A 12,437-nucleotide genomic window follows, 5' to 3' on the forward strand; every position below is an offset into this window, starting at 1 on the left:
CGGGAGGGTGAGGGTTGATGACCAGCAACGAGGACAGACTCCGCGACTACCTCAGGCGGGCGACGACCGACCTGCGCCAGGCGCGACGGCAGCTGGGAGAACTGGAGGCCAGGAGGGACGAGCCGATCGCGGTGGTCGGCATGGCCTGCCGCTTCCCCGGCGGCGTCCACTCACCCGAGGACCTGTGGAACCTCGTCGCCAACGGCGTCGACGCCATCACCGAGTTCCCCACCGACCGCGGCTGGAACCTCGACACCCTCTACCACCCCGACCCCGACCACCCCGGCACCAGCTACACCCGCCACGGCGGCTTCCTCCACGACGCCCCCGACTTCGACGCCGAGTTCTTCGGCATCTCCCCCCGCGAAGCCGCCGCCATCGACCCCCAACACCGCATCCTGCTCGAACTCGCCTGGGAAACCCTGGAACGCGCCGGGATCGACCCCACCTCGCTACGCGGCACCCCCACCGGCGTCTTCGCCGGCGTCATGTACGACGACTACGGCGTGCGCCACCGCCGCGCCCCGGACGGGTACGAGGGGTACCTGCTGACGGGCAGCACGCCGAGCGTGGCCTCGGGGCGCGTCTCCTACACCCTCGGGCTGCAGGGGCCCGCCGTCACCCTGGACACCGCGTGCTCGTCCTCACTCGTCGCCGTCCACCTCGCCGCCCAGGCCCTGCGCAGCGGCGAATGCACCCTCGCCCTGGCCGGCGGCGTGACCGTGATGGCCACCCCGACGGTGTTCGTCGAGTTCAGCCGGCAGCGCGGCCTGGCCCCCGACGGACGCATCAAACCCTTCTCCGCCGACGCCGACGGCACCGCCTGGGCCGAGGGCGCCGGGCTCATCGCCCTCGAACGCCTCACCGACGCCCAACGCCACGGCCACCCCATCCTCGCCCTCATCCGCGGCAGCGCCGTCAACCAGGACGGGGCGAGCAGTCAGCTGACGGCGCCGAACGGCCCGTCCCAGCAACGGGTCATCCAACAGGCACTCGCCAACGCCCACCTCACCCCCGACCAGATCCACGCCATCGAAGCCCACGGCACCGGCACCACCCTCGGCGACCCCATCGAAGCCCAAGCCCTCCTCAACACCTACGCCCCCCACCACACCCCCACCAACCCCCTCCACCTCGGCTCCATCAAATCCAACATCGGCCACACCCAAGCCGCCGCCGGCATCGCCGGCATCATCAAAATGATCACCGCCATGCACCACCACACCCTCCCCGCCACCCTCCACGCCCACACCCCCACCCCCCACATCACCTGGACCCCCCACCTCCACCTCCTCACCACCCCCCAACCCTGGACCACCACCCCCCACCGCGCCGCCATCAGCAGCTTCGGCATCAGCGGCACCAACGCCCACCTCATCCTCGAACAACCCCCCACCCCCCACCAAAACCACAACAACACCGACAACGGGCCGGCAGGTCGCGAGACCGCCGCGATCGGCGGCACCGGCGCCACGCCGGCGACCGGCCCGGCCGGGCCGGCGACGCTGCAGGCCGCCGGCCCCGACTCCGCCGGCCCCGACTCGGGCGGGCCGCTCGGCGGGGTGCTGCCCTTCCTGGTCTCGGCCCGGACCGAGGCGGGCCTGCGTGGGCAGGCCGACCGCCTGGCGGACTTCCTGTCCGACACCGACACCGACACCGACACGGACACGGACACCAGCACCGACACCAGCACCGACACCAGCACCGACACCAGCACCAGCACCGACGCAGCGCCGCTCGCGGACGTGGGCTGGTCGCTGCTGACCACCCGCCCGCACCTGCCGCGGCGTGCCGTGGTCATCGCCGCCGACCGCGCGGAACTGCGCGAGGGGCTGCGCCGGCTCGCCGCGGGCGAGGCCGCGGCGAACGTCGTGCTGGGTGGCCCACGGCCGGCGACCACGACCGCGTGGCTGTTCGCCGGACAGGGCAGTCAGCGCGCCGGGATGGGCCGCCGGCTGCACGAGGCCTCGCGGGTGTTCGCCGACGCCCTCGACGACGTCTGCGCCGCGCTGGACGCGCACCTGCCCACGCCGCTGCGGGCGCTGATGTTCACCGACGAGCGGTCACCGCAGGCGGACCTGCTCGACCGCACCGAGTTCGCCCAGCCGGCGCTGTTCGCCCTGGAGGTGGCGCTCTACCGGCTGCTGGAGTCGCACGGCCTGCGCCCCGACTACCTGATCGGCCACTCCGTCGGGGAGCTCGCGGCGGCGCACGTCGCCGGCGTGCTCGATCTGACCGACGCCGCCGCCCTGGTCGCCGCCCGTGGCCGGCTCATGCAGGCGATGCGCACCGACGGCGCGATGGCCGCGATCGAGGCGACCGAGCAGGAGCTGGCCGCCACGCTCGACGAGATCATCCAGGTCGGGGCCGGGCCGGCGACGATCTCGGTCGCCGCGGTCAACGGTCCGACATCCGTCGTCGTCGCCGGCGACCGCGACGCCGTCCACCACCTCGCGGCGCACTGGCAGCAGCTGGGTCGCCGCACCACGGCACTGCGCGTCAGCCACGCCTTCCACTCCCACCACATGGACGACGCCCTCGCCGACCTGCGCGCCGTCGCCGGGAACCTGACCTACCGCGCGCCCGCCATCCCCCTCGTCTCCACCCTCACCGGCGCCCTCGCCTCCCCCGGCGACCTCGCCGCCCCCGACTACTGGGCCCGCCACGCCCGCCACACCGTCCGCTTCCACGACGGCATCCGTGCCCTGCACGCCCTGGGGGTGCACGCCTACGTGGAACTCGGCCCCGGGCGCACCCTCACCGCGGCGGCCCGCGAAAGCCTGGCCGCCGAGGGGGCGGGTGCGGCCGGTCCGCTGCTCACCTCCGTGCTGGGCGGCGGGGTCGACGACGCCCGCAGCGCCCTCGCCGCCGTCGCCCGGCTGCGGCTACGGGATGCCCGCCTGTCCTGGGACGAGGCGTTCGCCGGGCTGCCGGCCCGCCGGACCGAGCTGCCGACCTACGCCTTCCAGCGCGAGCGCTACTGGCTTCAGATGCGGCCCGACGCCGGGGAGGCGGCAGCCATGGGCGTGCACGCCACCGGCCACCCCCTCCTCTCCGCCGCCGTCGACCTGCCCGACCGGGCCGGCGCGGTCTACACCGGGCTGCTGTCCACCCGCGCGCAGCCGTGGCTCGCCGACCACGAGGTCGCGGGCGGGACGCTGCTGCCCGCCGCGGCCTTCGTCGACCTGGCCCTGCACGCCGGGCGCCAGCTCGGGGTGGACGCCGTGCGCGAGCTGACCCTCACCACGCCGCTCGTCGTGCCCACCGGCGAGGCGGTGCGCGTCGAGATCGTCGTGGGGGCTGCGGACGACGCGGGCCGTCGCGGCATCGAGATCTACTCCCGGTCGTCCGCCGGCGGTCCGCCGGCGGACGACGAGATCCTGCCCGCCGACCCCGACGCCTGGACGCACCACGCCACCGGCCTGCTCGCACCCGACGACCCGCGGCCCGACGACCCGCGGCCCGGCGCCGGGGCACCCGAGACGACCGGGCAGTGGCCGCCCGCGGGCGCACGGGACCTCGACCTCACCGGGTTCTACGATGATCTGGCGGACCGCGGCTACCGCTACGGCCCCGCCTTCCAGGGGCTGCGGGCGGCGTGGCGCGTCGGCGCGGAGATCTGCGCCGAGGTCGCCCTGGCACCGGACCAGGGCGCGGAGGCGGACCGGTTCGCGCTGCACCCCGCCCTGCTCGACGCCGCCCTGCACCCCCTGCTGATCGACGCCGACCCCGACGCCGACCCCGGCGCCGAGGCCGACCCGGAGGCCGACCCGGAGGCCGGGACACCACGGCCGGGCACGGTCCGGCTGCCGTTCTCCTTCTCCGACATCCGGCTGGAGGCCTACGGCGCCACCGTGCTGCGCGTGCGGCTGAGCCCCGCCGGCGAGGACACGGTCACGATCGCACTCGACGACCCCGACGGTGCGCCGGTGGCGCGCATCGCGGCGATGCGGACACGCGCCAGCGCCCGGCCGGCCGCCGGGACCGGTGAGCGTCCCGACGCGCTGCACCGGGTCGAGTGGACGCCCGTCGAGCCGGGTCAGGCGGAGCCGCCGGTGATCGTCGCCCTGCCCGACACCCACGACGCCCATGACGCCCATGACGCCCCCGACGCCCCCGACGCCCCCGAGGCCTTCCACGGCGAGGCGGCGTTCACCCGCCTGGTCGTCGGCAGCTCCACGACGACCGTCGGTACGCCGTCCGTCGACGCGACCCCGGACGACTCCGCCGCCGAGGTTCACGCGGCGACGGCACGGGCGCTCGACCTGGCCCACCGCTGGTTGCGACGGTCCGCCGGGACGCTGGTGGTGGTCACCCGTCACGCCGTGACCGTCGGCGCCCAGGACGCGCCGCCCGATCCCGCCGCCGCGGCGGCGTGGGGTCTGCTCGGCAGCGCCGTCACGGAGCACACCGGACGCTTCGTCCTGGTCGACACCGACGAGCCCCTCGACGACGCCGAGATCGCGACGGCCAGCACGCTCGGCGAGACCCAGTTGGCGCGGCGCGGGGGTCGTTGGTACGCGCCACGGCTGGCCCGCCTGACCGCGCCGCGCACGGCACCGCCCGCCGACGCCGACACGCCGCCGGGTGCCGGCTGGTCGCCGGAGGGCACCGTCGTCGTCACCGGCGGGACCGGGGCGCTGGGCCGGGCCCTCGCCCGTCACCTCGTCACCCGGCACGGCGCACGCCGTCTGCTGCTGCTCAGCCGGCGCGGCCCGGCCGCCGACGGCGCCCAGGCGCTGGTCGAGGAGCTGGCCGGACTGGGCGCCGAGGTGACGCTGGTGGCCTGCGACGCCGCCGACCGCGCCGCGCTCGCCCGGGTGCTGGACGGCATCGACCCCGACCATCCGCCGACCGCCGTCGTGCACGCCGCCGGCGTCCTCGACGACGGGGTCGTCACCGCGCTGACGCCCGCCCGGCTGGCGACGGTACTGCGGCCCAAGGTGGACGCGGCGCTGAACCTGGACGCGCTGACCCGCGGGTCGCACCTGGCGCAGTTCGTGCTGTTCTCCTCGCTCGCCGGCGTCCTCGGCAACGCGGGGCAGGGCGGCTACGCGGCCGCCAACACGGCCCTGGACGCGCTGGCCCACCGGCGCCGGGCCGCCGGTCTGCCCGCGATCAGCCTGGCGTGGGGGCAGTGGGCCGACGACGGGGGCATGACGGGTGGCCTGTCCGCCACCGACCTCGCCCGCCTCGCCCACGCGGGCATCACGCCGATGTCCACCGCGGAGGGCCTGGCCCTGTTCGACGCGGCGCTCGCCACCGGCGAGGCGGTGGTGGTCCCCTCGCCCCTGGACGGTCGCGCGCTGCGCGCCCGGGCGTCGGCGGGGACGTTGCCGGCGCTGCTGCGCGGGCTGGCGGGCCGGCCCAGGCCGCGCCGGGTCGCCGCCGCCACGGCCGGCTCCGGGGCCGCCGCCCTCACCGGGCGGCTCGCCGGGCTCGACCGCGACGCCCAGGAGGAACTGCTGCTGGACACGGTCCGGTCTGCGGCGGCCAGCGTCCTGGGTCATGCGTCGGCGCACGCGATCGCGCCGCAGCGGTCGTTCCGCGAGCTGGGCTTCGACTCGCTGTCGGCGGTCGAGTTCCGCAACGCCCTCGCGGCGACGACAGGCCTGACGCTGCCGGCGACGCTCGTCTTCGACCACCCCAGCCCGCTCGACGTCGCCCGGCACCTGCAGCCCGCGCTCGGCGAGCACCCGGCCGCGGCGGGCCCGGTCTCGGTCCGGGATCGCGCCGCCGACGCGGCGGACGAGCCGATCGCGGTGGTCGGCATGGCCTGCCGCTTCCCCGGCGGCGTCCACTCACCCGAGGACCTGTGGAACCTCGTCGCCAACGGCGTCGACGCCATCACCGAGTTCCCCACCGACCGCGGCTGGAACCTCGACACCCTCTACCACCCCGACCCCGACCACCCCGGCACCAGCTACACCCGCCACGGCGGCTTCCTCCACGACGCCCCCGACTTCGACGCCGAGTTCTTCGGCATCTCCCCCCGCGAAGCCGCCGCCATCGACCCCCAACACCGCATCCTGCTCGAACTCGCCTGGGAAACCCTCGAACGCACCGGCATCGACCCCACCTCGCTACGCGGCACCCCCACCGGCGTCTTCGCCGGCGTCATGTACGACGACTACGGCGTGCGGCTGATGGCGGCGCCACCCGCGGGCTACGAGGGCTTCTTCGCCGCCGGGACCTCGACGAGCGTCGCCTCCGGACGCATCTCCTACACCCTCGGACTGCAGGGCCCGGCCGTCACGATCGACACCGCCTGCTCGTCCTCGCTCGTCGCCGTCCACCTCGCCGCCCAGGCCCTGCGCAGCGGCGAATGCACCCTGGCGCTCGCCGGCGGGGTCACGATCATGGCCACGCCGACCACCTTCACGGAGTTCAGCCGGCAGCGCGGCCTGGCCCCCGACGGACGCATCAAACCCTTCTCCGCCGACGCCGACGGCACCGCCTGGGCCGAGGGCGCCGGCCTCATCGCCCTCGAACGCCTCACCGACGCCCAACGCCACGGCCACCCCATCCTCGCCCTCATCCGCGGCAGCGCCGTCAACCAGGACGGCGCCTCCAACGGCCTCACCGCCCCCAACGGCCCATCCCAACAACGCGTCATCCAACAGGCACTCGCCAACGCCCACCTCACCCCCGACCAGATCCACGCCATCGAAGCCCACGGCACCGGCACCACCCTCGGCGACCCCATCGAAGCCCAAGCCCTCCTCAACACCTACGCCCCCCACCACACCCCCACCAACCCCCTCCACCTCGGCTCCATCAAATCCAACATCGGCCACACCCAAGCCGCCGCCGGCATCGCCGGCATCATCAAAATGATCACCGCCATGCACCACCACACCCTCCCCGCCACCCTCCACGCCCACACCCCCACCCCCCACATCACCTGGACCCCCCACCTCCACCTCCTCACCACCCCCCAACCCTGGACCACCACCCCCCACCGCGCCGCCATCAGCAGCTTCGGCATCAGCGGCACCAACGCCCACCTCATCCTCGAACAACCCCCCACCCCCCACCAAAACCACAACAACACCGACAGCAACGAGCCCGACAGCAACGACCCCGACGGCGTCGACACCGCCAGGCACGGCACCGACGGCACCGACGGCACCGACACCGGTGACGCCGGCGCGGTCCTGCTGCCGTTGTCGGCCCCGGTGCCCGGCGCGCTCGCCGCCCAGGCGCGGGCGTTGCACGGCTACCTCTCGGCCCGGCCGGAGGTGGCAGTGCGCGACGCCGGCCTCGCCCTCGCGACCGGTCGCACGCTGTTCGCTCACCGGGCGCTCGTGGTCGGGGAGGACCGCCGGGGCGTGCTGCGCGAGCTGTCCGCCCTGGCCGACGGCGAGAACGGCCCCGGCGTGGTCGCGGGGGCCGCGCCGGAGGCGGGCCCGGGACGGATCGTGCTGGTCTTCCCCGGGCAGGGCTCCCAGTGGCCGGCAATGGCCACCGAGCTGCTCGACACTTCGACCGTCTTCCGCCGGGCCATGAGCGCGTGCGCGGACGCGCTCGCCCCGCACGTCGACTGGTCGCTGCTGGACGTCGTCCGCAGCACCGACCCGGCGGCGCTGGACCGCGTCGACGTCGTGCAGCCCGCGCTGTTCGCGATGATGGTCTCGCTCGCCGCGGTGTGGCGTTCGGTGGGCCTGCGTCCCGACGCGGTCGTCGGCCACTCCCAGGGGGAGATCGCCGCCGCGCACGTGGCCGGCGCGCTCGACCTCGCCGACGCGGCGCGGATCGTGGCCCTGCGCAGCCGGGCCCTGCGGGAGATCACCGGCGGCGGCATGGTGTCCGTGGCGCGACCGGTCGACGAGGTGGAACGGCTGATCGCCCGCTGGTCCGGGGCCGTCGGCGTGGCCGCCGTCAACGGGCCCGCGCAGACCGTGGTCTCGGGATCCGCGGCGGCGCTGGACGAGCTGATGGCGCACTGCGACGCGCACGACGTGCGGGCCCGCCGGGTGCCGGTCGACTACGCCTCCCATTCGGCGCACGTCGAGACCGTCCGGGACGGCCTGCTCGACGCGCTCACGGACATCCGGCCGCGTCCCGCGCAGGTGGCGTTCTACTCCACGGTCACCGGGGGCAGGTTCGACACCGCCGGGCTGGACGCCGGCTACTGGTACCGCAACCTGCGCAACCGCGTCGAGTTCGAGACCGCCGTACGTGCGCTTGCCGCGGATGGACACCGCACGTTCGTCGAGTCCAGCTCCCACCCGGTGCTCACCGTGGGGGTGCAGGAGACCCTGGAGACCCTGGCCGAGGAGGCCGAGCGCGGCGACGGACCGGGCGCCGAGCAGACGCCGCCGGCCGCCGTCATCCCCACCCTGCGCCGCGACGACGGGGGCCGCCACCGCCTGCTGCTGTCCGCGGCGCAGGCGTTCGTCCACGGGGTGCCCCTCGACCTGCCCGCGCTGACCGACCCGGCCACACCCCACGACCCGGCCACGCCGCGCAGGCGCCGCGCGCCGCTGGTCGACCTGCCGACCTACCAGTTCCAGCGCAGCAGGTACTGGCTGGCGGCCCCCGCCGTCGGCGCCGGCCTGTCGGCCGCGGGCCTCACCGAGACCGGCCATCCCCTGCTCTGCGCCACCGTGGCCGTGGCCGGCACCGACACCGCCGTCTTCACCGGCGTGCTGTCGCTGGCCACCCATCCGTGGCTCGCCGACCACGCGGTCGCGGGGACGGTGCTCGTCCCCGGGACGGTGTTCGTCGAACTGGCACTGCACGCGGGCGGGGCGACCGGCGCGCTGGCGGACCTGACCCTGCACGCGCCCCTGCCGCTGTCCCCGGACGACGTCGTCACCGTCCAGGTGGTGCTCGGCGGGCCGGACGACCAGGGTCACCGTCCGGTCGCCGTGTTCTCCCGCCCGCGGGCGGACGCGGCGCCGCCCGGGCCGTGGACCCGACACGCCGAGGGCACCCTGCTCAATGGGGACACGAGGGCCGACGGAGACACGAGGGCCGACGGAGACACGAGGGCCGACGGAGACACGAGGGCCGACGGGGGCACGTCCGCCTGGCCGCCGGTCGGCGCCACCCCGATCGACGTGGCCGAACTGTACGAGTCCCTGGCCGACCGCGGCTACGACTACGGACCGGTCTTCCAGGGCCTGCACGCCGCCTGGCGGTTTGAGCAGGCCGTCCACGGCGATGTCGTGCTGCCGGTGCAGGACGCCGAGGCGGGGGCCTTCCGTCTGCACCCCGCGCTCCTCGACGCCGCCCTGCACGCCGCCGCGCTCGCCCTGCCGCCGGCGGACGGCGACGCGGTGCTGGTGCCGTTCTCCTGGAGCGGGGTGCGCGTGCACGCGCCCGGCGCCGCGGCGCTGCGGGTCCGCGTCACCCCGACCGGGCCCGACAGCGTCGCCGTGCTCGGCACCGACGCCGCCGGGCGGACCGTGGTCACCGTCGATGCGTTGACGGTGCGCCCGCTGGCCGCCGACCAGCTCGCCGCCCTCGCCGGGGCACGCGCCGACGCGGTGGGCGGCCCCGCCATCTACGCGCTGGACTGGGTCGCCCTGACTCCCGCCGAGCCCACCGCTCTCCCGGCGGGTGACCTCGCCGCGTCCGAGCCGGGCAGCGCGCCGGAACCGGTCGCCGCGTCGGAACCGGTCGCCGCGTGGGAGCTGATCGTCGCGCCGGAGCGGGCCGGGGTGGCGAGTGGGGAGCGCGACGTGTTCGTGCTGGTCGACGGCGGCGACGGCTCGCCCGCGGCGGTCCACGCCGCCGTGCACCACGCGTTCGGGATCGCCGCCGAGTGGACCGCGCGGGCCGACGCCGGGCGGCTGGTGTTCGTCACCCACGGCGCCGTGGCCACGCATCCCGGGGAGGACAGCGGACAGCTCGCCGCCGCCGCGGTCTGGGGTCTGCTGCGGTCGGCCCTCGCCGAGTATCCCGACCGTGTCGCACTGGTCGATCTCGGCGCGCGCCCGTCCACCGTCCCGCCGCTGGCCGGGGCGTTCTCCCCCGCCGTCACCGCGGCGCTGACGGCGGGCGAGTCGCAGGTGGCACTGCGTGACGGGATCGCGTACGTCCCGCGTCTCGTCGACCAGGACGGCGCCGGGGACGTGCTCGCCGCGCCCGGCGACGACTGGCAGCTCGTGTTCACCGGGCAGGGTGCCCTCGACGGACTCACCCTGCGCGAGAGCGCCGCGGCGAGTCGGCCGCTCGGCGACGGCGAGGTCCGCATCGCACTGCGGGCGGCGGGACTGAACTTCCGCGAGGTGATCCTGGCACTGGGCATGGTGACCGGCGACAACCGGCCGCCCGCGGGCGAGTGCGCCGGGGTGGTGATCGAGGTCGGGCCGGGCGTCACCGACCTCGCCCCGGGCGACCGGGTCATGGGCCTGCTGTCGGAGGGGGCCGGACCGGTCTCGATCGCGGACCACCGGATGGTGGCCAGGCTGCCCGCCGGGCTGTCGTTCGCCGAGGCCGCGGCCATCCCCGTCGTGTTCCTCACCGCCTACTACGGGCTGCGGGAGATCGCCGCGGTCCAGCCGGGTGAGACCCTGCTCGTGCACGCGGCGACCGGCGGCGTGGGCATGGCCGCGATCCAGTTCGCCCGGCAGTGGGGTCTGACGGTGTACGGCACGGCCAGCCCGGCGAAGTGGCCGGTGCTGCGGTCGCTGGGAATACCCGACGAGCGCATCGCCTCCAGCCGGAACCTCGGCTTCGAGGAGCGGTTCCGCGACGCCACGGCGGGCCGCGGGGTGGACGTGGTGCTCAACTCCCTCGCCCGCGAGTACGTCGACGCCTCGCTGCGCCTGCTGGGCGCGCGGGGACGGTTCGTCGAGATGGGCAAGACCGACATCCGCGACCCGCGGGAGATCGCCGCGACGCGGCCCGACGTGCTGTACCAGGCGTATGACGTCACCGACCGGGGTCCCGACCACGTCCGGGAGATGTTCGAGGCGGTGACGGGCATGTTCGGCCGCGGCGAGCTCGGCGCGCTTCCCGTCACCGCGTGGGACGTCCGGCGCGCCCCGGAGGCGTTCCGCTTCATCGGCCAGGCCCGGCACACCGGCAAGGTCGTGCTCACCGTGCCGCGCCCGCCCGATCCGGACGGGACGGTTCTGCTCACCGGCGGCACCGGCGTGCTCGGCGGGCACCTGGCCCGCCACCTCGCCGCCGAGCACGGCGTGCGCCGCCTGCTGCTGCTCAGCCGCCGCGGCCCGGCCGCCGACGGTGCCGCCGAGCTGGTGGCGGAGCTGGCGGCGACCGGGACGCACGTCGACGTCGTCGCCTGCGACGCGGCCGACCGGGAGACCCTGGCCGGCGTGCTGGCCCGCATCCCGGCCGCGCATCCGCTGACCGCGGTCGTGCACGCCGCCGGGGTGATCGACGACGGCCTGTTCGCGACGCTGACCCCCGACCGCCTCGACGCCGTGCTGCGCCCGAAGGTCGACGCGGCCTGGAACCTGCACGAGCTCACCGTCGATCACGATCTGGCGGCGTTCGTCCTGTTCTCGTCGATCGCCGCGACGCTGGGCCCCGCCGGTCAGGCCAACTACGCGGCGGCCAACGCCTACCTGGACGCGCTGGCGCAGCACCGCCGCAGCCGCGGCCTGCCGGCGACGTCGATGGCCTGGCCGCTGTGGGCGCAGACCAGCGAGATGACCGCCCACCTCGCGCGGGCCGACCTGGCGCGGCTCAGCCGCTCCGGCCTGACCCCGCTGACCACGCCGGACGGCCTGGCGCTGTTCGACGCGGCACTGACGTCCTCGCGGGCGGTGGTCGTCCCGGCGAGGTTCGACCGGCGCGCGCTGCGGGCGGCGGACGGCGAGGTACCCCCGATCCTGCGGGGACTCGCCGGCGCCGGCGCCTCCGCTCGCACCCGCCCGCGCGCCGAGACGTCCCGGTCATGGCGGGCGCCCGGGATGACACCGGAGGCCCGGCGGGAGGCGCTGGACGAGCTGGTCCGGACGCAGGTCGCCCTCACGCTCGGGCATTCCTCCCCGGTGACCGTGCGGGCCGACGGGGCGTTCAAGGACCTCGGGTTCGACTCGCTGACCGCGGTGGAGCTGCGCAACCGGCTCAACACGGCCACCGGCCTGCGGCTGGCCGCGACGGCGGTGTTCGACCATCCGACGCCGGCCCGCCTCGCCGCGCACCTCGACGACGAGCTGCGTGACGCCGAGCAGCCACCGACACCGGACCCGCTGGCCGCGCTCGCGGAGCTCGATCGGCTGGAGGCGTCGCTGCGGGAGCTGCCGGCGGACCACGACGACCTGACGCGGGCGACCGCGCGGGTCGAGGACCTGCTGGCCACCCTGCGGGCCCGACGGGCGGACGCCGAGAGCACGGCGCCGGAGTCCTCGCTGGCCCGCGCCGTCGACGCCGTCGCCCGGAGCCTCGACGAGGCCTCGGACGACGAGATCTTCGACTTCATCGACAACAAGCTCTGACCGGCCCCATCGAGCTGG

Annotated in this window: 1 protein-coding gene; it reads left to right on the top strand. The window is 75.7% G+C overall.

Annotation, left to right across the window (positions count from 1 at the left end):
* Nucleotides 1-17: 17 nt before the first annotated feature.
* A complete protein-coding gene (locus AC5R91_RS04660) occupies nucleotides 18-12,419 on the top strand; it encodes an SDR family NAD(P)-dependent oxidoreductase (RefSeq protein WP_495395871.1) in 12,402 nt (4,133 codons plus the stop codon).
* The last annotated feature ends 18 nt before the right edge of the window (nucleotides 12,420-12,437 follow it).

Source organism: Frankia sp. BMG5.60, assembly GCF_059428125.1.

What these genes read in the sequence shown, in the direction of transcription:
- AC5R91_RS04660 (WP_495395871.1), top strand. Translation starts at nt 18, where the DNA reads ATGACCAGCAACGAGGACAGACTCCGCGACTACCTCAGGCGGGCGACG.